We start from the raw sequence: 25,989 nt of genomic DNA on the forward strand, positions 1-25,989 counted from the left end.
ATCTTTTAATCCTATTCCTTAACTACTGCAGGACATGATCAACCCCTGCCCCCAATCCGGTGGTCGCTTGGCAAACTCCTGCATCTCAGGCTGCTCATCGAACGGACGCCGGAGGAGCTGGTACAACTGCTCAAGCGGCTGGCTATTGCCCTCCTCTTCGATGGCAATGATCGCTTCCTGAGCCAGATAATTGCGCAAAATATATTTGGGGTTGTGGGCCCGGCGATCGGCCTGCCACAGCTCAAGTTCCCGACTTGAATCGATACGGCGCCGATAATCGGTCAGCCAATCATCCCAGCCCTGACGATTGATAAAATCATCCCTCAGACTGCTATTTTCTGCCTTGGGATCCAGCTCGCCGAAGCGGCGCAAGCTCTGGGTGTAGTCCAAGGCATTTTGTTCCAACAAGCCGGTAAAGGCGCCGATAAGCGCCAAGTCTTTATTGTCCTGTTCCAGCCGGGCATCAAGGCTTAAATCTTCAGCCAAGGGGGCCAGCCCCAACTTGGCGCGCATCAAGCCAAGATATTGCTGCACCAATTCATGCTGATAAGTATTGAGCGCGGCTATCAAGTCATCGGAAGCCAGCACAGGCGTCAACGCCTGCGCCAAACGTTGCAGGTTCCACAAGCCGACGCCGGGTTGCTGACCAAAGGCATAACGCCCTTCGGGATCTGAATGGTTACAGATAAAGTCTTCCTTAAAGGTATCGAGGAAGGCGAAGGGGCCAAAGTCGAAGCTATCACCGAGAATCGACATATTATCGGTATTCATCACCCCGTGGGCAAAGCCCACCGCTTGCCAGTGGGCGATCATGCGCGCGGTATCACGTACCACCAAAGCAAACCAGGCCTTATAACCCTCATAGTCCAGGCTGAGTTGGGGATAATGCTGGCTGAGGGTGAAATCGAGCAACTGCTTGAGCTTGTCGGCCTGCCCTTTTTCGCTGTAACAGAAATACTCGAAGTGGCCAAAACGTATATGACTGCGGGCCAGGCGTACGGTAATGGCTCCTTTTTCCAGCGACTCGCGCCACACAGGCAGCTCAGAGCCGATCACCGCCAGCGCTCTGGTGGTGGGTACGCCCAAATGATACAGCGCCTCGGACACCAGAAACTCACGCACCGCCGAACGCATCACCGCCCGGCCATCACCGTGACGCGAGTATGGCGTGGGTCCCGCCCCCTTCAAGGCCAGATCCCAGGCACCTTCTGGCCCCAGAGCCTCACCGAGAATGATCGAACGGCCATCGCCCAATCTAGGACTGTAGCCGCCAAACTGGTGTCCGCTGTAAACCTGGGCATAATACTCGGCGCCCGGCATTCTCTGGTTGCCGGCGAGTTGCTGCAGCAAGGCTTCATTGGGACCAGCCAAGCCCAAAAGCGCCGCCGCATCATCACTCCAGGCCAACCAATGGGGCGAAGGTAGCCCAGAAGGCAATACCTGCTGGTAAAATCCCGCCAGGCGGGTGAAGTAATCCTGTTTAAATTTCATGTCCCTTAGGGGCCGTTAGTGTGCCATTGGTCACAGATTACCATATCCCTGTCGTCTAGACGGCAGTTGTGACCACACTCGAAACTGCCCTTGCCTTCATTGAGGTGTTGCATACCTCTGCCCTTGCCCTGACACTGCTGCAGAGTTTGATAGTAACCGGCTATCGCGTGGTAACGATCCAACGTCTCGGCCGTTTGCGGCTCGACGTCCGACTTATCTCTATTCGGCTGCTGTATATCCGTATCCGGATAGTAAAACAGAGTCCATTGCGGCTGCTTGCTGCAGGCTGCCAGCAGCAAAAGCGAAGTAAGTGCAACCCATAAAGTCGCTGGTTTCATTGCGGCTCTCCATCAATAAAAAAGCGAACCCGCAGGCTCGCTTAGCTTGGGAAGGAGTGACACGGCAGTTAACCCGGCCCTCCTTGCTTGATTCTACACATTGAATCGACTTTTGTACTCAGGCAGAGGCTTTATCTCTGGCCTTTTCGATACGCTTGATACGACCTTCAAAACCCGTCACTGTGCCATCTTGCAGCCCATATTCAATCGCCTTGTTGCACAGGGCAATGGCGGCATCGAAACGGCCGGCATCGCTGCACAGGGTAGAGAGTTGCATAAACCCTGTGCCCTTGAACTCGGCCTTGGGTGATTTGCTGAGTACTTTCTCCCGACTGGCGGCAAACAATGCACTATATGCGCCATCGTACTCTTGTCCCAACTGCAGATACTTGCTGTTTTTCCGCTGCTTGTAGCATTCGCCAATCACGGCCAGTAAAGCGTCATGTGCTTCGGTGGCGCCTTCAGAGGCCTGATACTGTTCCATCGCCCGCTTGAGGGTGATATTGCCCCAACTGATATCCGGCGCAGCCGCCTTGGCTGGCTCTGGCTCTGGCTCTGGCTCTGGCTCTGGCTCTGGCTCTGGCTCTGGCTCTGGCTCTGGCTCTGGCTCTGGCTCTGGCTCTGGCTCTGGCTCTGGCTCTGGCTCTGGCTCTGGCTCTGGCTCTGGCTCTGGCTCTGGCTCTGGCTCTGGCTCTGGCTCTGGCAGGACAGTCTCGACCTCGGCGCGGCCGACTTCCACCTCTGGCGCACTATTTTCGGTTTGAGACTCAAGCTCAGGCGACTCGGTAACCACTTGCTCAGCCGATGGCTGGGATTCAGCTTGCTCCTTCATTTCGGCAAAGTCCAAATCGACACTCTGGTGCCCCTCTTGAGTCTCGCTTGCTGTCTCGGCCTGTGGCGCCTGAGGCATGGCTGAAGCTCTATCTTTGAGCTTAAGCGCCTCATCACGCTCCTCTTTTGCCAGACGCTGCGCTCTGTTGTAGAGGAAAATACCCGCTGCGACCAACAAGATTATGACCAGGATTTTAAACATCTTCGTCCACCATTTTTTGAGTGTCGGGCCGACTGGCAGCCCTGTTTTGTGGTAATGGCAATCAGCCAAAGCCACCCCGCTCTGCACAGAGTTTAACCGATATTAATAGAGTATCGTCTTAGTATAAATCAAGTATTTATGCTTTTTCTGCCCGGTTTACGGCGCTTTTTGCGATCGAAACTCAGTCTGTGACCCTTGGCGCGCCATAGGTAGGTACAAACTGGTACACTCCAGGGGTTTTGATCCCAAGAATGGCAAACAAGGATTCAGATGCAAAAATTACTGATAGTCGCTCACGCCGGCCCGTATGGCACAGAAAAATTGTTTAACACTCTGCGTATCGCCCTGGCGTTGAAAGATCAGGAGCAGACAGAAGTGGAACTCAAGTTATTCCTAATGTCAGACGCTGTCTTTGGGGCAGTTAAAGGCCAGAATACCCCGGATCTCAGCTACAACCTGCAGCAGATGTTCGAAATCCTTACTGCTCAAGGCGTTCCTCTACTGCTGTGCAAGACCTGTGTTGAGGCCCGCGGCGTAGTGGCAGATATGCTATTGGATGGCGCAGCCATTGGTACACTCGGCGATTTAAGCCGCTGGACTCTGGAAGCCGACAAGGTTATCCATATCTAGGGTTAACTTGTAATTTAACCTTGAGTGCGCACAAAGCTTCATTTTGTGCGCACCTTCATAATTCCTGCCACTGATTTTGAACCAGCCCCCTTCTCAGGACTAAGATAGCCATAGTTGAGTAATTTACTAAGGTAAGGCTATGGAGCTGCTGCAAGGAAAACTGCTGACCGAATTCCGCACTGTTTCTGCCATGGTGTGGATCTACTGCCGTGACCACCATCCCAGAAGCGACGATGGCAGCCTCTGCCCCGACTGTCAGGCCTTGATGGACTATGCCCATACCCGTCTCGACCGCTGCCCCTACGGTGAAAGCAAACCTACTTGCAATAAATGCCCGGTACACTGCTACAAACCTGAACCCAAAGAACAGATGCGTCAGGTGATGCGTTACGCCGGTCCACGCATGTTACTGAGTCATCCGATACTGGCTCTGCGCCACCTATGGTGCGAGCGCAAAGCCGCACCGGGCAAACCACCTAAGGACGCCTCAAACCGCCATAAACGCATGCATAACAGCAAAAACTGACTATTTTTTGTTGCGCCCCTCAAGTGGCTGATATAAGAATGTCGTTAAGGGGGCCAGATGACTGCATTCAGCGACATTTTTACCCAAGCTTACTGGTGGCTATCGCTGCTTGGAGGCCTGCATTGCCTGGCGTTATCCATCTACGCACGCTTTGTCTATCAGGACAGCCATAGCCAACGTCGGCTACTCGCCGGTATCTTTGCCTTGATGGCGCTCTATTTCTTTACCGGCCTGTTCAACCGCGACAATACCCCGGCCCCTATTCACCTACTGTTTCTGCTATTGCTGCCACTGTACTTCCTATTGATGCCGGCACTGTATCAATACCTGAAGCAACAGCTAAGCCCAACTGCGGATTCAAAATTGCCACTCAAGCACCTGTTACCATCCATACTCGCTATGTGTCTGGTGATGTTGCTGTGGCTATTCAACCCCAGCCTGGTCACAGGTGTAGCCTTACTGGGTTACCAACCCCGACTAAGTTGGGGTTCCCTGCTGTTGCCGCTGTTGCTGTTACTGCAAACCACCCTGTATCTGGCATTGGTGTTACAGTTGATGCAGCACTACTACCATACGCTGGATCAACAGGAAAACCGACTGCGACAACTACGCAACAACGGGCTGCTGGTGCTGACTCTGGCGCTGATTCTGAACTGGCTGGTTCGCAATATTGCCGTGCTCTTGACTCTGTTTCTCGGCGATCAATTTTCGGTTGTGGCGCAGGCAATCCCGAGACTGGCGCTACTACTGACCCTCTATCTGTTGGCCATCTACGGCCTCAATCAGCTCACCCGCGCCGCCTATCTGCGTGGACGTGAATTCCACCCCCAGGGCACCTCTGTCCCCAAACCGCCGCTCGATAAAGAAGAGCTGGATTTTCTCAATGAGATACTGCGCGAAAAAAAAGATAAGTAACATCACCCTGGCTCTGACCTTTACGTTAATCTAATGCGGCTTTTAATAACAAAAACAAAGGAACAGAGATGGGATTGTCTAACAGCTACCGCCTGCTGGCCCTGTGCCTTATCGGTATGGGAACCCAGGTTTCCGCCCTTGAGCGGCAACATAAAATAACCAATCAGGACTTTTTCGAGATAGCCAACATGGGCCAGGTCGCTCTCAGCCCAGACGCCAAAATGGCCGCCTGGTTGGAGTCGCGCTGGGATAAAAATCTGGATAAGGCTCAGAAAGACATCTGGCTGGTCGACAGCAAGAGCCGCCAAAGCAAACGCCTGACCTTCAGCAACGAGAGTGAGAGCGCTATCAGCTGGAGTCCCGATGGCCAATATATCTACTTCCTCAGCAGCCGCGGCGATGCCAAGCAGCCAGCCCCCTTCAACGCGAAAGCGCAAATTTATCGCCTCGCGATTCATGGCGGCGAAGCCGTTCCCGTTACCCAAGAGGCCGGTGGCATCAAGAGTTACCAACTGAGTGACGATGGCAGTCAGCTCTATTTCCTGACCTATAAAACCCTGACAGATAAAGATCCCTGGGCCAATATGCGCGCCGCTCACCAAGGCCCTGAGTATGGTCACGGCAGCCGCGATACCAACCCCCTTTACCGCTTGGATCTACAGCATTTTCGCAAGCAGTTGCTGCTGGATGATGGCAAGGTAGTTTGGGAATTCAGCGTCAGCCATGATGGCAATAAACTGGCACGTATCACCACAGAAGACAATGAACTGGTCAATCTGGAAGGTGGGTCCCAAGTAGAAGTCTTCGATATCAAAAACGCCACCAATCAGGTTCTGGCAGACAAGTATTGGCGTGAACAGGCGCCTTCTCCTTACGGTTGGTTACTGGGATTGAGTTGGGCCGAGGACAACCGCCGCCTCGCCTTCAGAATCGACTTCGACGGTCATCCCGGCAACCTGTTTATCAGTGATACCAGTCAACCTAAGCAGGCACCCTTGAGTGTTATGCGTCAGGGCGATATGACACTCAGCGGCGGCGATATCGGTTGGCGCCCGGGCAGTGAAGAGCTCTGCTATCGCGGCGCCGATCATGCGCTGGTACGTCTCTACTGCACCGAAATCAATGATCTGAAACAGGGCAACACCCGAACTCTGCTGCAAGATGATACCGTCATCGGCAGCTACAGCTTCAGTCACAATGGCAAACAACTGGCGTTCAGTCATAACGGCCTGGATCACTTCTACGATCTGTTTATCGCCAACGCCGAGAAGCGCAAAGCCCCGGCCAAGCGTCTGACCCATATCAATCCGCAAACCGATTCCTGGCTACTGCCACAACTGAGCATAATCAAGTGGCAAGCCGCCGATGGCACTCAGGTTGAAGGCATACTGGAATTACCGCCCGGCTACCGCAAAGCCGATGGCCCCCTACCGCTTGTCGTGCAAATTCACGGCGGCCCTACTGCCGCCACCCCGTTTGCACTGCAACACAAATCCTATGGCCGTGCCACTTTCGCCGCCAATGGCTGGGCCTTATTGTCGCCCAACTACCGCGGCTCTACAGGCTATGGCGACAAGTTCCTCACTGACCTTGTGGGCCATGAACACGAGATTGAGGTAAACGACATCATGGCCGGCGTGGACAAACTCATCGCCGATGGCCTGGTCGATGCCGACAAGCTGGCCGTCATGGGCTGGAGCAACGGCGGCTATCTAACCAATGCACTTATCGCCAGTAGCGACAGATTCAAGGCCGCCAGCTCAGGGGCTGGAGTATTCGATCAGCGCCTGCAATGGATGCTGGAAGATACACCAGGACATGTGGTCAACTTTATGCAAGGCTTGCCATGGGAAAAGCCTGAGGCCTATACCCATGGTTCTTCGTTGACACATGCAGACAAGATAAAGACCCCAACTCTTATCCATATTGGAGAGAAAGACGCCCGGGTGCCTTTAGGACATGCCCAAGGGTTATACCGCGCCCTAAAACATTACCTGAATGTGCCGGTGGAGCTGATAACCTACCCAGGAGAAGGCCATGGTTTGAGCCACTATAAGCACAGACAAGCCAAGATGGACTGGGATCAGGCCTGGTTTGAACATTATGTTCTCGGCAAACCCTTGCCCTAGCCTAAGGGCTCAGTCATAGAAGCCGAGTTAACTGAACTCTGGCTGACATTCACACTAAAAAGCGCCATTGCAGGCGCTTTTTTAGCCTCCCCCCCCTGTATTTTTGCTGCCGGACAAGTAAGCTCAAGAGTAGCCAAAGGTATCCAGGCCCCATTGACCGGGAGCCCAAGACTCTCAATTTGGAGGTTCATCATGAAAACCATTTCTAATACCCTATTTACCCTCTTTGCGCTGGTAGGCAGCCTGCTACTGGTCCCAACAGCCAGTGCCAATGACAGCTACAGCAGCGCCATAGCTACCTTCAAACAAGCCAGCGAAACCCACAAATTCTTCGATTCTGCCTATGGTTATGCAATTTTTCCTACCATAGGGAAAGGGGGACTTGGTATCGGAGCGGCCTACGGCAAGGGACGCGTCTATCGCGGTGGTGCCTATACCGGTGACTCGAGCATGACTCAGGTTTCCATTGGCTTCCAAATTGGCGGTCAGGCCTACAGTGAGATTATTTTCTTCAAGGATGCACAGGCCTACCGCGACTTTACCAGCGGCAGCTTTGAGTTCGGCGCCCAGGCGTCAGCCGTAGCCATCAATGCCGGCGCCAACGCCCAAGCAGGTACCACAGGTAATTCGGCCGGTGCCGGTCAGTCTGGCGGCAGTCAGGCTGCCAAGGCAGCTTATATCAACGGTATGGCGGTATTTACTGCCGCCAAGGGTGGCCTCATGGTAGAAGCCGCTCTTGCCGGGCAGTCATTTACCTTCGAAGCGCAATAAGCCCATTGACGAGGCGACTCAGGTCGCCTCATCTATTAACCCTTTTTATTAATGTCCCCATGGTGCCGGTGGCGGCGTCACTTCATTGCTCAAATTGAATTGCAACAGAAAGTCTCGGTTTTCCCGGGTCAGGCGATAACTGAAGTTCTGCTGATCCAACCCCAGATGCCAAACATTGGTGACCGACTGCGTCAGACCATGCTGTTTGAAGTTGGCAATCGAAAATTCATCAACCGGAAAAGACTGCCAGGACTCAGTTCCAGGAATGCGACTGTCACCGCCATATTGAGTCACGGCATCTTCGCTGCCATCCTGATGACGATGATCATGCTTGAGCCTGAGGCCATCGGCCGTCTTGCTGATCACCCAAGTGCGGGATCTGTCCTCTCCCACATGCAGCGGAATACGGATCTCGGTCTCTGAACATTGGCGCACATGCATCACCAACTCCTGGCCCGTGAAACCATCGCCGACACTCCCTCCCTTGATCAGCTCACCACTGTAAGCCTTACCGCACAAACCGGATAACTGGTTAAAAAACTGCTCGGCAGCAGTCAATTCTTGTCCCTGTACCGACGTTGTCAACAACAAGGCTGCTATCATTCCCAATCGTTTCATTATTCTTGTTCCTTCTTGATTAAATGAACGACTATAACGAGGCTGCTTGAAACCAAACTGAATCCCTACAACAAATCATCATAGTAAGCAAGCCACGAAGTCACAACGAATCATTTCCGAATTTCTTTCACTATTTTACTTGATTAAATTCACACCCTGAGAATAAAAACGGGCTTTCATTAATTTCACTTGAGGAAATAAGGGTTTTTCGCCTGACTAAAAATAGGAAGCAATTCATGTTTCAAATAATTAACTATTTCTCAATGTGATCTTAATCTTGGCAATAGCCTAACAATGAATTCATAGTAATGTCTCTGCAGAGTGGGGACAGTTAGATGAAAATTGACAGCCTTAATTATAACCAGTTAAAAGTTTTACTAGCTGTATATAAACATGGCCAAGGAAACTTGGCAGCGACCGAATTGGGCATATCCAGTTGTGCCGTCACCAGAACACTAAATGCGCTACGTGATGTATTTATGGACTCTTTATTTGTTCGTAAATCAAATGGATTAATTCCTACACAAAAGACCGAAGAATTAATCCCACATGCCAAATTACTAGTCGAGCAATATCAGTTGCTTGAAAGACAACACTCTGTATTTTCCCCCGGCCAATCCGGCGGTCATTTTGTTATCAGGGCCTATGATGAGTTTGTCTATGCTGTTCATAAAGTCATAAATAATTACATTCTTCCAGAAGCACCCAACTTACGGTTCGATATTCGTACACTCAGCCATGACTGCAGCAATGAACTCATTGGTGGCGGCGTCGATTTCGTGGTGGTTTATGAAGGCTTCGATGATGCCAGACTCAACTATGAAATCTTCTCTGAAACAGGTGACATCTACATTCTGGCCAAAAAGGACCACCCAGTGCTGGCTGAGTCGATGTCATTGGAGCAGTTGTCCCACTATCCACTGCTGGAAATCGACAATTACAACGACCTGACTTGTCCATTATTAGTAAATCTATGTCGGGACAATGGCCTGCAAATGGATGTTGCCGGTTACACCGACAGTGTCGCCACTGCAATGCAAATCCTTGCCGAGTCAGACTATATCACTCTCAGCTGCAATCAATTTACTCGCAAGTTTGTCGACATGTTACCTGGGGTCAGTTATCGAAGATTATCTGACAACATGATTGAAAATATAAAAGAAATTCGTAGCGAACATCGTACGGTAGGCAATTATATCCTTTATGGAAACATTAATAATTCCCCAGCTTTCAACTGGGTGAAATCAAAGCTCGTGTATGGATTGGAACGAGAATGGCGTTTGGCTGCGGCCACATAGAGATAAATCACAAGTGAAACAAGAGGTATCCAATGGAGTTCACACTATTTTGCATTACGGCCTATGCCGCTTATCTGGTTTATAAGAAACCAGAAAAAGAAAAACTGGCAGATAAACTTCTTTTCGGTTGTATCGGAATGAGTTTCTTTATTTGGATCATGATGTCCTGGGGCATTTTACTTCCAGTCGGAAATTACTAAAGATGTAGTGGTCAAGTTAAATTGGCCACGGTTTTGTATTCAAGCCAGTATCTTCGCTCTGACTCGTTCGGTGTCAGCCCACCGTTATATTGATGCGGTCTAAGCTGACTGTAATACCCCGTCACGTATCGTGATATTTCAACCCGAGCCTCACTGATACTTCGGTAGCCGGTCATCGGTATCCATTCTGTTTTTAAGCTTCTGAAGAAACGCTCCATCGGACTATTGTCCCAGCAGTTTCCTCGTCTGCTCATGCTTTGCTTTATCTGATAACGCCAAAGCTGCTGTCGGAAGCCACGACTCGTATAGTGACTACCTTGATCGCTATGGAACATAAGGTGTTTCGGTTTGCCTCGCGCTTCAAAAGCCATCACTAAGGCTTTACTCGTTAGAGTACTATCAGGCGAATAGGATATGGCCCAACCTATCGGTTTACGGGCAAATAGATCCAGCACGACCGCCAGATAAGCCCAACCTTTGCAAGTCCACACATACGTGACATCGCCACACCACACTTGATTTGGCGCCGTCACTGCAAACTGACGAGCAAGATGGTTAGGGATAGCGACATGTTCTTTATCCGCCTTTTTGTAGCGGTGTTGGGGTATCTGGCAGCTCACTAATCCGAGTTTTCTCATCAACCCTGTCGCGCGATAACGCGTCAATGGTATACCCGCAGTTGTCACCATATTGGCGATGGTTCTTGCACCTGCAGAGCCGTTGCTGGCTTTATGGGCCCCTCGCACCAAGCTATGCAGTTTCACCTGCTCTGAGCTAATAATGCTGGGTCTACCTCGCCAATACTTATAGCTGCTGCGATGAATACCAAATACTGAACAAATAAGTTTTACACTATGGCTCTGCCTGAGTTTCTCGACTAGCGAGAACTGTTCAGTGAGTCTGACATCAAGAGAGCCGTAGCCTTTTTCAAAATAATGTTCTCTTCTTCGATGCGGCGAAGTTTCTTTTCTAACTCACGGATCCGCTGTTGCTCAGGCGTAAGTGGTGAGCCTTTGGGAGAATCGCCTTGCAGTTCCTGTTGGAGCTGTTTTACCCACTTTCGCATGGCTGAATTGCTGACTCCCATTGCGATTGCAGCCTCTGCCACACTATAGCCTTGCTTTGTTACTAGCTGAGCAGCCTCTAGCTTAAACTCAGCGCTGAATGTCGGTCTTGTGTTCTTCATATCTGCCACCCATTTGCGAAAAGTGAGTCTATCACTTCGTCTATTTAGATGGCCAAATTCACTATGCCACTACAGTATTCCGGCGACGATTCTGGCCAACTTCCTGCGTGAAAATAACATCATTCCGGAGAAGTGCGACCTCAACTCGATTCTGTTCCTGATCACCCCGGCCGAAAACATGGCCAAGATGCAGCATCTGGTATCTCAGATTGCCCGCTTCGAGAAGCTGGTCGATGAAGATGCGCCGCTGTCTGAAGTGCTGCCCAATGTCTACAACGCCAACAAGGAACGCTATCAGGGTTACACCATACGTCAGCTGTGTCAGGAGATGCATGACCTCTATGTCAGTCATGATGTGAAACAGCTGCAAAAAGAGATGTTCCGTCAGGTCCACTTCCCCAAAGCCGTGATGAACCCACAGGAAGCCAACATAGAGTTTATCCGCGGCAATGTGGAGCTGGTGCCCCTGTCACAGGTGGAAGGTCGCATCGCGGCCGAAGGCGCCCTGCCTTACCCACCGGGAGTGCTCTGTGTGGTTCCCGGCGAGATTTGGGGCGGCGCGGTTCAACGTTACTTCCTCGCCCTGGAAGAAGGGATCAATCTGCTGCCGGGTTTCTCACCTGAGCTGCAGGGTGTGTATCTGGAACAAACCCCTGAAGGCCGGCAACAGGCCATGGGCTATGTCCTGAAAGCTTAACCATAAGCGGCGGGGCATGGCGCCCCGCCACCTGGCAACATGACTTAGGTAAATAATTATGAGCAAAGCAAATAATAAAATTGGCGTGGTTCAGTTAACCATACTCACCATAGTGAACATGATGGGCTCAGGTATCATTATGCTGCCAACCCAGCTGGCTCAGGTGGGAACGATTTCAATTCTGTCCTGGTTGGTGACAGCAGCAGGTTCAACGGCATTGGCCTACGCCTTCGCCAAGTGCGGTATGTTCAGCAAAAAATCCGGTGGTATGGGCGGTTATGCCGAGTACGCCTTCGGTCGCAGTGGCAACTTTATGGCCAACTATACCTACGCGGTATCTCTGCTGATCGCCAACGTGGCCATCGCGATTTCCGCCGTGGGTTATGGTGCCGTGCTGTTCGGTGTCGAACTCAGCCCCATAGCCATCTGTCTGTCCACCATAGGCGTGCTCTGGTTGGCCACTGTGGCCAACTTCGGTGGTGCCCGCATCACAGGTCAGGTATCCAGTATCACAGTATGGGGGATCATCATTCCGGTTATCGGGGTATCCATCATAGGTTGGTACTGGTTCGACTTAGACCTGTACAAGGCAGCATGGAACCCCCACGACATGCCATTCTTCAAGGCTCTGGGTGGCTCAATCGCCATGACACTGTGGGCCTTCCTGGGATTGGAATCTGCCTGTGCCAACTCTGAAGCAGTAGAGAACCCAGAGAAAAACGTGCCTATCGCGGTAATGGGCGGCACCATAGGTGCAGCGGTTATCTACATCATCTCTACCAACGTGATCGCCGGTATTGTGCCCAACGGTGAGCTGGCGCTGTCCAACGCACCTTTCGGGCTGGCCTTTGCGCAAATGTTCAACCCTACTATCGGTTCCATCGTCATGGCCTGCGCCATCATCTCTTGTACCGGTTCCCTGCTGGGTTGGCAGTTCACCATCGCCCAGGTGTTCAAGTCATCTGCCGATGAAGGTTTCTTCCCTAAAGCCTTCTCCAAGGTGACCAAGAAAGACGCCCCGGTTGTCGGCATGCTGATCATCGTTTCGGTACAAACCGTACTGTCACTGATGACCATCAGCCCATCGCTGAGCAAACAGTTTGAGGCGCTGGTTAACCTGGCCGTGGTCACCAACATCATCCCTTACATCCTTTCCATGGCGGCTCTGGGTGTGATGCAAAAGCAATTGAATATCCCTGTAAAACAAGCCCGAATTGCCAACTTTATGGCCGTAATTGGTGCCCTGTACAGCTTCTATGCCCTCTATAGCTCAGGGGAAACCGCCGTGATGCTGGGGTCTATCGCCACCTTCTTCGGTTGGACCCTGTTCGGCGTCATCTCCAACAAAAATGCCAAACAGCAATTGAAACACGCTTAAGGCGTACGGGCGTGCACACCCCGGCGTGCGCGCCACCCAAAAGTTAAATCAATAACAATATTGGATGAGGTGGACTATGAACAAGACAATACTGGCGCTGGCAATCCCTGCGCTGCTGCTCTGCGGCTCAGCCCAGGCAATCGAGCTGTACAAGGATGACAGCAATAGCTTTGGCATCAGCGGCTGGCTGGGTTTCGCCGCCTACAATGATGGCCACGAGACCTCGGTAATTGACGACACGTCAAGAATACGTTTGAGCTTCGAGCGTAAAGAGCGCAACGGCTGGACCGCCTATGCCGTCACCGAATGGGGCATCAATATGGTCACCAGTGATGACAATCTGGTGCTACAGGGCGGCAGACTCGCCGCAGAGAAAACCGATGATTTCCTTAACAACCGCCTGGGTTATGTCGGTCTGTCCCACGATACCTGGGGTAGCCTGACCTTCGGGAAGCAGTGGGGCGCCTATTATGATGTGGCCGGTACTACAGACTTACCCAATGTCGTGGCCGGTTATGCCGTCGGCGCTTACACCTTCGGTGATGGTGGCCTGACGGGTACCGGACGCGCCGATGCCGCATTCCAATACCGCAATGACTTTGGCCCGCTGCATCTGGCACTGCAATACGCCGCCAAGCAAGATGGTGAGGTCTCGGTACAGGACAGCAACGGCGAACCACTGGCCAACTCTGAACTGGACTTTGATTCCAGCTACGGTGCCAGCCTGACCTACAGCGTCACCGACAAGTTCAAGCTGCTGGCCGGCTTCAACCGTGGTGATATCGACGGCCACCTGGAAGGCAGCGAACTCAAGGTGACCAACCAGATAATAGGCATAGGTGCCATGTATGGTGACTATTATCACTATGCGCCCAACCGTGAAGCCAGCGGTTTGTATGTGGGTTTCAACGCCCACAAGAGTGACAACAACGAACTGGTTGGCGGTGAACTGTACGACGCCACCGGCGCCGAGCTGATGCTAGCCTACCAATACGACAACGGCTTTGTGCCCATTGCCATGCTGAGCTACCTGGATCTGGATACAGATCAGCACAGTGCCATTCAAGGGAACTGGCGTCGCCAATTTGCCATGCTGGGTCTGCACTACAGATACAGCAAAGACACTGTGATGTTCTTTGAGGCCAAGCTGGACTTCAGCGACATGGATGACCCGGCCGAAGATGCCGCCCAGGACAATAACTTCGCCGTGGGGATCAACTACTTCTTTTAACTGAACTTCTATAGCGGCACACTCCCGCTCCATTGCTGGCAACCTCCTTTTGCCAGGCACGCTCGGCCACCCTGCCCACTTCCTTCCAGGGTGGTCTTTTTTTACTTAAAACCGAAAAGTTTGGCGGGAGATATGCCCCCCAGGCTCCACTCAAAACGACCGGCATCAAGGCGCATTTCTGGAAAGCTTACGCCTAAACCGTTAGGATACTTGCCATCCCGCGGCTTCAGTGGACGCAGCCGCGCCAACGCAAAAAAGTAGTCAAGGTCATGCCCGCCAAACCATTACTCGCTTACTACCAGGATTGCTATAAGGAAGATTGTGTCGACCTTAATCTGTGGCACCTTGGCAAACTAAACCAGGAAGACAGGCTGTTTATTGAGGGCGAGGATTCGCTGCTTTCAGGCTTCCTGCCAAGACAGCCAATCGCCCATGAAGCCGGGGCGCAGCTCCTGCCCAGAATCGCCATGTACCAGCGCGAGCGCCAACTGCTTTACGTTTCCCATTTTGTGGTCGGCCAGTTAAAGGAAGAGGGGCAGACCCGCACTGTACTCAGCCCTCTGGTTTTTAAAGAAGCCCAGTTGGAAGAAGATGACGGCAGCTTCTATGTTTCCCTCAAAGAGGGGGCACTGCAGATTAACGAATCCTTGCTGCGGCTGTTGCTGCCGGAAGACAGTATGGAAGCCGGCTTTGACGCCATCTTAGCTCCCGAGCGCCCCGACAGCTGGACCTCGCTGTTGAGCCAGAGCCACCAGAACATAGATACCCTGGGGCTGCTGGGGTTCCCCAAACTGACAGGTTATGACAGCCTCGCCCGCCTGACCCGCAAGCGTAAGTTAACTCTGGTGCCGGCATCGGCGCTGGTGTTTCTGAAACGCCCCAGCGCCAGTCGCGGCATTCTGCATGAGATCTCTGCCATGATGAATGCGGCCGAACTCTCGGCGCCGCTGCAGAATCTGATGGGAACACAACTGCCAGCCAAGACCGAAGCCAAGCGCCGGCTCAAAAGCCAGTACCTGCCCTGCCTCCTGTCCCGGGCACAGCAGCAAGTGCTGGAGATAGGCGCCGGCCACAGTCTTGGCTGCGTTGTCGGGCCGCCGGGAACCGGCAAGAGTTATACCATAGCCGCCGTCGCGGCCGAGCATATGGCCCGGGGCGAGTCTGTGCTGGTCGTCGCCAACAACGAGCATGCGCTCGATGTCATCAACGACAAGCTTGAGAGTCAGTTCGGGCTCAAGGACATCAGCCTGCGAGCGGGACAAAAGGCCTTCCTGAAACAGCTCAAGGATTATCTCAGCAATCTGCTGAACGGCTATCATTCACTTGAGCACACACCACCGCAGCAGTTGGAAAGCCAGCTCAATTTATTGAACCGGCAACTGGACAACTCAGAACGCCGGCTGCTGCAGTTTTTGCGCCGCGCCATTCGCCGTGGTCAAAGGCTGCACAAACTGGAACGCTCACAGCGGCGCTGGTTATTGCAGCTCTATCTTGCTCTGTTTGGCCACAGCATGGAAAACCTGAGCCAACATTGGGACACCCTGGATGAGTTGAACGATAGTCTGACAACCAAGGAGGCGCTGGCCGCCAAGTTGCTGCAAAATGTCAAAACCAGCCGGGTTGCCGACTTGCTGAATAACCACAGGCAACAGCTGCAAACTTTCAATCAAGCGATTCGTTCCCGCACCTCACAACGGCAGTTTGCCCTGTTCGATACCTTGGATTACCAGGTGTTGCAGCAAGCGTTTCCCATCTGGCTGGTTAGCCTCAACACCCTGCATAAGGTATTGCCGCTGCAGCGGGAACTATTCGATCTGGTTATCTTCGATGAAGCCAGCCAGAGCAATATCACCAGCGCCTTACCGGCACTGTTTCGGGCCAAACGGGCCCTGGTCGTCGGCGATGGCAAGCAGCTCAGGCATATCTCCTTCCTGTCCCGCAGCAAAGAGCAGGCGTTACAACAACTGCATGGCGTTTCCACAGCGCAACCCGGCATCTGCAGCTATCGCGATAAATCGATTTTGGATCTGGTGGCCGAGCAGATAGCCTCCCAGCAGCAGGTTGCCTTTCTCGATGAGCACTTTCGCAGCGCTCCCGAGCTTATCAATTTCAGCAACTCGCAGTTTTATCAGCAGCGACTGCGGATAATGCAGCACAGACCCTGTACCAGCAGCGGCCATCTGCATCTGCACTCAGTGATGGGCGAGCGCAATGAACAGGGAGTCAACCAGGCTGAAATCAGTGCACTGTGCAACCTGATAAGGCAGCAGATAGACAGCTGCGAACAAGCGGGCATGACCAAGTCGCTGGGAGTGTTATCGCCTTTTAGGGCTCAGGCCGATGCGCTGGCCGATACTTTGTTCAAACAGTTTTCCGCCACCGAACTGAAAAAGTATCGCCTGCGGGCCGACACCCCCTTTGGTTTTCAGGGGGAGGAGCGCGACATTATGTATCTCTCATTTGCCGTTGACCCACAGAGCAAGAGAGCCGCGGTATATCTCAACCGCGAAGATGTGTTCAATGTGGCTATTACCCGCGCCAGAGAGCAACAACACCTGTTTGTTTCAGTAGCGGCCCAAGAGCTGCCGAGTCATTCCCTGCTGCGCCGCTATCTGGAATCCAGCCGTCAATTCAATGCTCGGCACAGGCAAAATGATCACCTTGATAAGTTTCAGCGCCAGCTCTGTGACGCCTTGGCCGGACACAATATCGAAACCTGGCCGGGCTATGAGCTAGCCGGCACAGAGGTGGATATCCTCTGCCGCTGGCAGGGCGAGTATCTGGCGCTGGATCTCATCGGCTTTCCCGGCCCCTGGATGGACTTTTTTGAACTGGACACATACAAGATACTGCAGCGGGCCAAGGTGCCCACGTTGCCCATCAGCTATGGACTCTGGTTGAAGAATCCCAGTGCCTGTATCGAGCGCATTCGCAGTAAGCTTGGCCAGGTAAGGACCTTATCCGGCGCAGAGACTTAGGGATAGCCTCTGAGAAGTGTTGGAGGGAGCGCGGCCCCTTGGCTCAGCGCTCCTACTTTCCACTTTAGCGATAATGGTTGGTGCTTGAGTTCTTACTTGGGTTTCTTACCTTGGCTTTTACCCTGATTTTTACCCTGAGCATGGCTTTGTGCATGGCCAAAGACAGGCCTGGCACCGGGTCTGGCTTTGCCACTGCCGGGCTTGGAGCCTTTAGCTGTTGCCACTTTGCCTGTTGTTGTGTGGTCGCCGCCCTTGCCTTTTCCGGCCTTGTTACCGCCTTTGGCCCCTTCGGTTGGCTTACCCTTGGCGGCTTTGCCGCTGCGCTCTGCAAACTGATTGTCGCTGAAACGGGTGAGTCCCTGGCGGCCCTTGTCGGCCCCCTTGCGGTTATGCTTACCGGCCCAGGCTTCGGCGCGGCCTTCCGGGGGCACCAGATGCTGTGGCCCGGTGCCGATAAGATGCTGTTTCCCCATGGCGATAAGCGCCTCGCGGATCAACGGCCAACCTGCGCTGTCGTGATAGCGCAGCAAGGCCTTGTGCAGTCGCCGCTGGCGCCCCTTCTTGGCCACCGGCACCTCTTCGCTGCTGTGTTTGACGTTTTTCAACGAGTTCAGCTCTGTGTGGTAGATGGTCGTGGCATTGGCCATAGGCGATGGGTAGAAGTTCTGCACCTGATCCAGCTTGAACTTACGCTCCTTGAGCCACAGCGCCAGGTTGAGCATGTCCTCGTCCGTGGTGCCCGGGTGAGCCGAAATAAAATAGGGGATCAGATACTGCTGCTTACCCGCTTCGGCCGAGTATTGGTCGAACAGCTCCTTGAACTTGTCGTAGGTGCCCATACCTGGCTTCATCATCTTGGATAAAGGCCCCTCTTCGGTATGTTCCGGTGCTATTTTGAGATAGCCACCCACATGGTGCTTGGCCAGCTCTTTAACGTAACGAGGATCTTCAATCGCCAGGTCATACCGCACGCCGGAGGCAATCAGTACCTTCTTGATCCCGGGAACATCCCGGGCGGCACGGTAAAGATCTATGGTGTGCTGATGATCTGTGTCCAAATGGCCACAAATACCGGGAAAGACACAGGATAAGCGCCGACAGGTCTTTTCGGCCTTTTCGCTCTTGCAGCCGAGACGATACATGTTGGCCGTTGGGCCGCCGAGATCGGAAATCACCCCGGTAAAGCCGGGCACTTTCTGCTGTATATCTTTAATTTCTTTGATAATGGATTCTTTCGAGCGGCTCTGGATAATGCGCCCTTCATGCTCGGTTATCGAGCAAAATGAGCAGCCACCGAAACAACCTCGCATGATATTGATTGAGGTCTTGATCATGTCGTAGGCCGGGATCTTGGCCTTGCCGTAAACCGGGTGTGGCACCCTGGCATAAGGCAAGTCGAATACCGCATCCATCTCATCTGTGTTGAGCGGCCAGGCCGGTGGGTTGACCCAAACACCACGGTCGCCGTGGGGCTGGAACAGGGCTCTGGCACAACCTGGGTTTTGCTCCTGATGCAAAATCCTCGATGCATGGGCGTACAGGTATCTGTCTTCACTCACCCGCTCGAAGGCCGGCAGCAACACATAGGTCTGCTCCCAGGGCCGTGGCTTGGGTGGCTGCACGCTGATGGGCTTGGGAGCGTCGTTGTCGAAGATCTTCTTGTCGGATGGCCCGGACAAATTCTGGCAGCCGACATCATCGGCGCCATAGGGATTGGGGATAGGGTCAATTTTATGCAACTGATCTATCTTGCGCGAGTCCATGCCGCGCCATTCTGGCAGAGGCTCTTTACGGATAACCGCTGTGCCGCGGATATTCTGCATCTGCGCCATGGTTTCACCCTTGGCGAGACGGTGCGCCACTTCCACCAGCGGCCGCTCGGCATTGCCGTAGATCAGGATGTCAGCCTTGGCATCAAAAATAACACTGCGGCGCACTTTGTCGGACCAATAGTCATAGTGAGCAATCCGCCGTAGGCTGGCCTCAATACCGCCTATGACCACGGGCACCTCTTTAAAGGCTTCCTTACAGCGCTGGGTATAAACAGTCACGGCGCGATCCGGGCGCTTGCCGCCTTCATTGCCTGCGGTATAGGCATCGTCGTGGCGCAGTTTACGATCGGCAGTATAACGGTTGATCATCGAATCCATATTGCCTGCAGTGACCCCGAAAAACAGATTCGGCTTACCCAGGCTCATAAAAGCCTCTTTGCTGGACCAATCCGGCTGCGAGATGATCCCCACTCTGAATCCCTGCGCTTCCAGCAAACGGCCTATCACCGCCATGCCAAAACTGGGGTGATCCACATAGGCATCACCTGTCACCAGGATCACATCACAGCTGTCCCATCCCAGTTGTTCCATCTCCTTGCGGGACATGGGCAAAAAGGGAGCCGTGCCGTAACACTCGGCCCAATACTTGGGATACTGAAATAAGCTGGATTCGACTTGCATTTGAGACTGACCATCAAAGGATTCGACACACGGCAGCCACGCTGCCTCAGGGCCGCGGAGTATAACAGGCTAACCGGGTTAAGTGTGACTGATTTTTCACCAACTGCCGACTATTTATCCCCCTTGCTTGTGCCTGCAAGCCAAGGCCCTACTTGGATTGTGGCTTCTCTCGGGTTCAAAGCAGCAAGCGCCCCACATACTGCCAGAGGTTAAACAGCGCCAGCACGAGTATGCTTATCCAGGTGAACAAGGTGCCGAGGAATCGGCCCGGGTGGTAACCGCCCTTGCCTTGGGTCAGACCTATGGCATGCAGCAATCTGGCCACCAGCCAAATCGTCCCCAGTAGATGTAACCAAACGCCGGCCATGCCGTTGGCTTCGGCCAACACCAAAAGCAGCAAGGCTATCGGGGCATTTTCCAGCAGGTTACCGTGTACCCGGTTGGCCAGATACAGTGCATCGTTGCCGCCATCACCCAGGCCTATCTTGTAAGCACGGCGCAGCCCTACCACCCGGTAAGCCAAAACCAAGACCAAAAGTCCCGTCAAGGCGGCATAAAAACCCGATATAAACAATGACATAATTTCAAACTCTCCTTTTTAACCTTCTCTATTCAGCCCCTATTGGCCCCATAAAATCCAGGTGTGCGCATCAACCTTAACGCAACAAGCTTGCACTTAAGCTCACATAAAGGAAATAATTTTTAAAATGTCATTAACCGGATTCAGCCCCCTTGCTGTAGAATCCGCGCGGGCAAAAAACCGTCCGTCCAACCAAGGGCACAGTGGGAAACCGAGTGGATAATCAAGAATTCATTGAAAAGCGCCGTTTTATCATCAAGTTGGGTAAGGCTCTGCATAAGTTCGGCACTCCGGCTTATCGGCTCGAAACCCACTTGCAGACAGTGGCCAAGACGCTCGGCATCGAAGGCTATTTTCTGATCTCGCCCACTTCGATGACCTTTGTGCTGCAGCACGACACAGATCAGGAATACAACCATGTTGCCAGGGTCAAACCCGGCGAGCTGGATCTGGGGTCGCTGGCCCGCACCGACGCCTTAGTGCAGGAGCTGAGCCTGGGGCAACGCAGCCTGAGTGAAGCGCTGGAACGGCTGGATGAGATAGCCAACAAGCCCAATCCCTATGGCCCCATGTTAACCCTGGGCGCCTTTGGCACCTCGGCCGCCGCCTTTGCCATGCTGATGGGCAGCAGCTGGAATGATGTGTTCTGGTCGGCCTTGATAGGCATGTTGGTCTATGGCTTGGTATTCAGCGCCGAACGCTCGCGGCGGATGGCCGAACTGCTGGAGCCTTTAGCCGCCATGCTGGCCGGTTTCGCCGCCTGCGGCCTGGCGCAACTGGATGCCGGGCTGAATATCCCCGTGGTGGTACTGTCGGGGATCATCGTCTTTATTCCCGGCCTGGCGCTGACCCTGGGCCTGGCCGAACTGGCGGCAAGGGATCTTATGTCAGGCACCATGAGGATCATGGATGCGGTAATGCTGCTATTCAAACTCTACTTCGGCGCCGTACTCGGCGTGGCAATAGGCAATGCCCTGTTCGGAGAATCCCTCTATATCGAACCCATGCCACTGCCTCGCTGGGCCATCTGGTCGGCGGTGCCCATCCTCTCCATGGCGCTGGTGTTTATCTTCAAGGCCAGGCTCAAAGATGCCCCTTGGGGCGTACTGGCGGGTATTGTGGCCTTCTTCTCCGCCATGTTCGGCGGCCTCTATCTGGGGGATTCTCTGGGGATCTTCTTCGGCGCCCTGGCCGTGGGTATTTACGCCAACCTGTTTGCCCGCTGGATGAAGGCACCGGCCTCCATCGCCCTGCTGCAGGGGATAGTCATCCTGGTGCCTGGCTCCAAGACCTATATCGGCCTCAATGTGCTTATCTCGGGTGAAACCATGTTGAACCAGTCGCATCTGGGGTCGCAGATCTTTCTGATATTCATGTCACTGATCGCCGGGCTCATCTTCTCCAACGTGGTGGTGCCGCCGAGAAACACCCTCTAAACACAGCTGCCGTGGGCATTAGCGCCGGGAAAAGATAGTTTATTACAAGCTAAATCATTACTTTATTTCGCCAGCCTTCTTGACTAACCGCCTATTCGGTTGTGTTATTGAAGTGTGAATATCAGCCCGATATTCACTACCGAGAGGAGGCAGTCTATGGCAACAAGCCGCAGTGTCTTGCTTCTGGCAACCCTGTTTGCCAGCCTCTCCGTTTTGGCCGAAACCGGCACCGCAGGCGATGGCATCACCTCGTCTTCCCAAGGCCAAAATCCACTATCTGAGCGGTTCAAGGTTGGCAAAATTGTGGTGGTCAGCAACCCGATTTTCGACGAGTCTGCCAAGAATGCCATCTTCCTGCACAATTGGGCCAACGCCTTGCATATCAATACCCGGGAGTCGGTGATCCTTAATCGCCTCAGTATTCAGGAGGGGCAGGAAGTGACCCCAAGGCAGTTGGAAGAAGCGCAGCGAATTCTTAGGCGTGAGCCCTATCTCAGAGACGCCAGGATCTCTGTGGTCAAGGCCGACCCGAGTGCCGATCAACAGCCTGATGGTGAAACCCTGCTGGTAGAAACCTGGGATCAATGGTCGCTGCTGCCCACCATCAGCCTGGGACGCAGCGGCGGCAACAACAGCTTCTCCGTCGGGTTGAAAGACGACAATATTCTGGGTCTGGGGATCCGCACCCGTTTGAAGTACCAATCCGACGAGGACAGAACCGGCTACAAAGTCGCGTTCGAAATGCCGCTGAACATCATCAAAAATGCCACTGTGGCGGCCAACTTCTATGACAACAGCGATGGTCAGGCCAAACAGCTGTATTTCGACAAGCCTTTCTATACTCTGGACGACACCCGCGCCTACGGCGCCGAGTATCTGGATGAAGACAGAATCGACACCATTCGCCAAAACGGCCTCGACATCAACGAATTCAATGAAGAGCTCCGCTATCGTAACCTCTACTGGGGCTTTATGTTCGCCAAAGAAAACCAGAGCCGGCAAAGATTACGCCTTGGAGTTACCCAGGATAAGCACAGCTTTTACGCCCTGCCTCAATACCCGCAGCAGCCCTTGCCTCAGGACAGAGACTTTCTCTACCCCTGGGTAGAATGGGAGTACTTGCAGGATGACTTTCGGGTACTGACCAATATTCACCTGGTCAACTATAACGAAGACTTCAACCTCGGCTGGCATCACAGCGTTAAACTGGGGCTGGAAACCAAAGACAGTGATAGCCTGGGTTATCACCTCAACTGGCGCAGCAGTCGCGGCTATTTTGAGGGTAAGGAGCTGCTGTTGCTGGCATTTGGCGGTGAAGCCACCCTGGCCACCCGGCAACGGGACTTTTATCAAGTGAATGTTGCCGCCGAGTATTTCTATAAGTTCACCCCCAAGTGGACCGCCTATTCCAAGGCGCGGCTGTCCAACTCCAACAACAACTATATCGACCGTCCCTTTGCGCTGGGGGATGAAACCGGCATTCGCGGTTATCCCAACGACTACCAGCACGGTGACAATCAATGGCTGCTGACCGGCGAAATCCGCTATTACCCCAATATCAACCTCTACCAACTGGCAGAATTGGGCTGGGCCGCCTTTATCGATGTCGGTCAGGCCTTTGGTGGTGCCATGGCCAATGACAACGAAGTCTCAGGCCCCATAGGCTCTGTCGGTATAGGTGCCAGAATCTACTCTTCCCGCTCCAGTTATGGTCATGTCGCCCATATCGATTTCAGCGTGCCCTTTACCCGGGGCGATGAAGTGGACGGCTGGGAATGGCGCTTTCAAGTGAAGCAGAGTTTCTAGGCTGACTTTGCCACCCCAGCGGCAAACTCTGCACTAAACTTGAAGGGTCACAGCAACCTGGAGCTGACATGAAAAAACTCCTTTCCTCTGTGCTGCTCGGCCTGTCGTACCTGATATCGGCACAGGCAAGCACGTTGAAAATCGCTTTTTTTGATTTTGCGCCATACAGCTTTCAGGAAGAAGGAGAACTCAAGGGCGTCATGGTAGAGATGACTCGCCTGGCCTGCCAGCGCTGGGAGGAAGGCTGCCAACTCAAGCTGTGGCCCAATGGCAGCCTGAGCAAGCCCAAGCCATGAACATTCCACTCGAGTAGAAAAGCAAAAGGCCGCCCGTGATAACACGGGCGGCCTCGTTTTATTTGGTGAGTTGGCCGATAAGCCCACTCCCTCACAGCAAATCAGTTGATTACAGGGGATTTCAGGGGCATTCACAGCCCCTTTTGTTACACAGTTTGTAGCACACCTTTCAACGCTATCTGTAAGCCTGACAAAAATCAACGGGATCTGAACAGCGGCCTTCGCTAGGCCTTCAATTTTCAAATCGCCTTACCGGGTCAGAAACCACCACCTCTGGCTTATAGCTGTGGTTCTAGGACTTTACCTAGTCTAAAACTTCAGCACACAACACACATCTAATCAATGTATGACTCATATAAATCAGCCAGATACAATTCAGAAGACAGGGAATCTGAAGTTTGCTAGATTCTCGAAACTTTACATCTCATAGACTACGGCACTGAAGTTTTCGATGAACTGTGAAGAAAAGAATTCACCAATAAATTAGGAGTAAGTGGTTGATGGCGACACCGAAGTCAGGACTAACACACAAGTACAAATTGGAGCATAGATTTGCCAACTTTGGTTCATCAATCAGAGCAATGACCATCAATGGGTTCAGAGGAATCGATGGATTAGAAGTCCAATTCAACTATCCTGTAGTTGCGATTTCTGGACTAAATGGAGCAGGAAAAAGCACCTTAGGACAAATTTGTTTAAGTGGATATAGACAACCTTCTGATGCTCCAAAGTCATACAAACGCTTCTATGTTCGAGACTTTTTTCCAGCCTCTGCAGCTGACCCTAATCCATTCAAGGCCGACGCGAGCATAGTTTTCCACTACGAAACACCTGATGTTAATGCACCTCAAGAGCTCACTGTTAAGCGGAACCAGAAGGAATGGAGCGGCTACAAACGTCAACCCAAAAGGCATTGTTACTATATTGGCTTTACCGTTTATATTCCTAAGGTTGAACGGAAAGACCTCAGTATTTACAAAGGTAGCTCCTTCGCATTAACTGAGCGACGTGACATTCCCGACGAAACAAAAATAAAAGTAGGTAGAATCCTCGGTCAACAGTACGAAGAACTTCACTTCCAAGGAATTCGTCACGGAAAACACCAAGCAGAGCTGGGCATAGCCGCTAGGTTTGGCGCTAGTTACTCAGAGAATAATATGGGCTTTGGGGAAGGAAGAACATTCTACATAGTAGATCTTCTTGAAAGTGCCCCAGACAACAGCCTTTTCGTGATTGAAGAACCTGAAACGTCTCTCCACGAGCATGCTGAGTATGAGTTGGTAAAATATCTGCTGGATGTATGTGATCGCAAAGGGCATCAAATTGTCTTCACTACTCACTCTGACACTATGCTTAGTGCATTGCCGCCAGAGGGCAGAATTCTTTTACACCGCAACTTTGATGGGGTGAAATCTTATGAGGGACTGTCATCCACCAGAGCAAGATCGATATTTACCCTTGGCGCAGTAAAATCACTCGCAATTTTCGTTGAAGATGAGTTTGCGGTCGATATGCTAACAAAAATGCTCAGAAACTCAGCTCCCGAATTGCTTGCTGCGGTATTTATCGAAAAAATTGGAGATACTAAAGCCGTTCGCAATGCGTTAAAACTGATGGATCAGATAAAAAAACCCTGTATTGCTGTGCGAGATGCAGATAAAGGAGCCGCTGAAGGTGAGAGACTTTACTCATTTCCTGGTCAGCTAGCACCAGAGAAAGAGGTCTATAATAATGGGGCTGTTCTCGCTTACCTAGAACATACATATGGTTTGGATGTTCACAATGTTCTTGCGTTGCGAGGGGTAACTAACCACCATGGGTATACCAAGTGCTTAGCTAATGAGATTTCAATGCACCCAATCGTTTTGAGAGATGAAGTTATACGTATCTACCTAGATAATATTGGAGCGGAGTCTTACAAGCACATTATTGATGCAGTCAAAGCCAATACCTAAGTTGTAGTGGTTCAGACCTGATTTTGACAGAAGCCCCGCACCAT

21 protein-coding genes and 1 pseudogene are annotated in these 25,989 nt (G+C 52.5%); 15 read left to right on the forward strand and 7 right to left on the reverse strand.

Annotation, left to right across the window (positions count from 1 at the left end):
* Positions 1-18: 18 nt before the first annotated feature.
* From CX650_RS11265 to CX650_RS11275, 3 genes are all read right to left on the reverse strand, one after another.
* Complete coding sequence (locus CX650_RS11265; protein WP_101095872.1) at positions 19-1,491, reverse strand: protein adenylyltransferase SelO; 1,473 nt, start codon at positions 1,489-1,491, stop codon at positions 19-21.
* Positions 1,492-1,496: 5 nt separating this feature from the next.
* Entirely contained in the window at positions 1,497-1,829 is a 333-nt protein-coding gene (locus CX650_RS11270; RefSeq protein ID WP_039035827.1) for a hypothetical protein, read from the reverse strand.
* Between the two features lie 118 nt (positions 1,830-1,947).
* The gene (locus CX650_RS11275; RefSeq protein WP_101095873.1) at positions 1,948-2,862 is read right to left on the reverse strand and encodes a hypothetical protein; all 915 of its coding nucleotides are present in this window, start codon (positions 2,860-2,862) and stop codon (positions 1,948-1,950) included.
* A gap of 270 nt (positions 2,863-3,132) precedes the next feature.
* On the opposite strand from CX650_RS11275, the gene CX650_RS11280 reads away from it, so the two are divergent.
* From CX650_RS11280 to CX650_RS11305, 5 genes are all read left to right on the forward strand, one after another.
* On the forward strand, positions 3,133-3,492 hold the full coding sequence (locus CX650_RS11280) for a DsrE/DsrF/TusD sulfur relay family protein (protein WP_039035829.1): 360 nt from the start codon (positions 3,133-3,135) through the stop codon (positions 3,490-3,492).
* 139 nt (positions 3,493-3,631) lie between these two features.
* Positions 3,632-4,018 carry a nitrous oxide-stimulated promoter family protein gene (locus CX650_RS11285; protein ID WP_039035830.1) on the forward strand — a complete coding sequence of 129 codons (387 nt, stop codon included), beginning with the start codon at positions 3,632-3,634 and terminating at the stop codon, positions 4,016-4,018.
* Positions 4,019-4,075: 57 nt separating this feature from the next.
* Positions 4,076-4,933 carry a hypothetical protein gene (locus tag CX650_RS11290; protein WP_071475640.1) on the forward strand — a complete coding sequence of 286 codons (858 nt, stop codon included), beginning with the start codon at positions 4,076-4,078 and terminating at the stop codon, positions 4,931-4,933.
* Positions 4,934-5,001: 68 nt separating this feature from the next.
* Complete coding sequence (locus CX650_RS11295) at positions 5,002-7,062, forward strand: S9 family peptidase (protein WP_101095874.1); 2,061 nt, start codon at positions 5,002-5,004, stop codon at positions 7,060-7,062.
* A gap of 192 nt (positions 7,063-7,254) precedes the next feature.
* Positions 7,255-7,833 (forward strand): lipid-binding SYLF domain-containing protein, encoded by a 579-nt coding sequence (locus CX650_RS11305; protein ID WP_039035833.1) that lies wholly within the window; start codon positions 7,255-7,257, stop codon positions 7,831-7,833.
* A gap of 48 nt (positions 7,834-7,881) precedes the next feature.
* Here CX650_RS11305 and CX650_RS11310 read toward each other — a convergent pair whose 3' ends face one another.
* Positions 7,882-8,451 (reverse strand): hypothetical protein, encoded by a 570-nt coding sequence (locus CX650_RS11310; protein WP_226684838.1) that lies wholly within the window; start codon positions 8,449-8,451, stop codon positions 7,882-7,884.
* 335 nt (positions 8,452-8,786) lie between these two features.
* Between CX650_RS11310 and CX650_RS11315 the strand changes: the two genes are divergently transcribed.
* Both CX650_RS11315 and CX650_RS20155 read left to right on the forward strand, forming a co-directional pair.
* Entirely contained in the window at positions 8,787-9,749 is a 963-nt protein-coding gene (locus CX650_RS11315) for a LysR family transcriptional regulator (RefSeq protein ID WP_101095877.1), read from the forward strand.
* 32 nt (positions 9,750-9,781) lie between these two features.
* Complete coding sequence (locus tag CX650_RS20155; RefSeq protein WP_164489371.1) at positions 9,782-9,949, forward strand: hypothetical protein; 168 nt, start codon at positions 9,782-9,784, stop codon at positions 9,947-9,949.
* 11 nt (positions 9,950-9,960) lie between these two features.
* Here CX650_RS20155 and CX650_RS11320 read toward each other — a convergent pair.
* A protein-coding gene (locus CX650_RS11320; RefSeq protein ID WP_101095878.1) for an IS3 family transposase occupies positions 9,961-11,135 on the reverse strand; the annotation gives its coding sequence in 2 pieces (ribosomal slippage) (positions 9,961-10,877 and positions 10,877-11,135; 1,176 coding nt in all).
* Positions 11,136-11,202: 67 nt separating this feature from the next.
* Between CX650_RS11320 and CX650_RS11325 the strand changes: the two are divergent.
* The 4 genes and pseudogenes from CX650_RS11325 to CX650_RS11340 all read left to right on the forward strand — a co-directional run.
* Positions 11,203-11,832: pseudogene (locus CX650_RS11325) on the forward strand (Orn/Lys/Arg family decarboxylase); the annotation flags it as partial.
* A 58-nt stretch (positions 11,833-11,890) separates the two neighbouring features.
* Positions 11,891-13,210 carry a putrescine-ornithine antiporter gene (potE, locus tag CX650_RS11330; protein ID WP_101056793.1) on the forward strand — a complete coding sequence of 440 codons (1,320 nt, stop codon included), beginning with the start codon at positions 11,891-11,893 and terminating at the stop codon, positions 13,208-13,210.
* A 76-nt stretch (positions 13,211-13,286) separates the two neighbouring features.
* Positions 13,287-14,441, forward strand: coding sequence for a porin (locus tag CX650_RS11335; protein ID WP_101056794.1), 1,155 nt, complete (start codon positions 13,287-13,289; stop codon positions 14,439-14,441).
* Between the two features lie 269 nt (positions 14,442-14,710).
* Positions 14,711-17,419, forward strand: a complete 2,709-nt coding sequence (locus tag CX650_RS11340; protein WP_101095879.1) for a DEAD/DEAH box helicase — start codon at positions 14,711-14,713, stop codon at positions 17,417-17,419.
* Positions 17,420-17,511: 92 nt separating this feature from the next.
* Here CX650_RS11340 and CX650_RS11345 read toward each other — a convergent pair whose 3' ends face one another.
* A complete protein-coding gene (locus CX650_RS11345) occupies positions 17,512-19,872 on the reverse strand; it encodes a YgiQ family radical SAM protein (protein WP_101056796.1) in 2,361 nt (786 codons plus the stop codon).
* A gap of 175 nt (positions 19,873-20,047) precedes the next feature.
* Entirely contained in the window at positions 20,048-20,452 is a 405-nt protein-coding gene (locus tag CX650_RS11350) for an MAPEG family protein (protein WP_039035849.1), read from the reverse strand.
* Positions 20,453-20,667: 215 nt separating this feature from the next.
* Between CX650_RS11350 and CX650_RS11355 the strand changes: the two genes are divergently transcribed.
* The 4 genes from CX650_RS11355 to CX650_RS11370 all read left to right on the forward strand — a co-directional run bounded on the left by CX650_RS11355 (position 20,668) and on the right by CX650_RS11370 (position 25,945).
* Positions 20,668-21,888, forward strand: coding sequence for a threonine/serine exporter family protein (locus CX650_RS11355; protein ID WP_025889321.1), 1,221 nt, complete (start codon positions 20,668-20,670; stop codon positions 21,886-21,888).
* A gap of 156 nt (positions 21,889-22,044) precedes the next feature.
* Positions 22,045-23,694, forward strand: coding sequence for a BamA/TamA family outer membrane protein (locus CX650_RS11360; RefSeq protein WP_229800104.1), 1,650 nt, complete (start codon positions 22,045-22,047; stop codon positions 23,692-23,694).
* 68 nt (positions 23,695-23,762) lie between these two features.
* Positions 23,763-23,990, forward strand: a complete 228-nt coding sequence (locus tag CX650_RS11365; protein WP_101095880.1) for a hypothetical protein — start codon at positions 23,763-23,765, stop codon at positions 23,988-23,990.
* 500 nt (positions 23,991-24,490) lie between these two features.
* Positions 24,491-25,945: an ATP-dependent nuclease gene (locus tag CX650_RS11370; protein WP_101095881.1), complete on the forward strand. Its 1,455-nt coding sequence runs from the start codon at positions 24,491-24,493 to the stop codon at positions 25,943-25,945.
* Positions 25,946-25,989 lie beyond the last annotated feature (44 nt).

Source organism: Shewanella indica (assembly GCF_002836975.1).
Taxonomy (GTDB): domain Bacteria; phylum Pseudomonadota; class Gammaproteobacteria; order Enterobacterales; family Shewanellaceae; genus Shewanella; species Shewanella indica.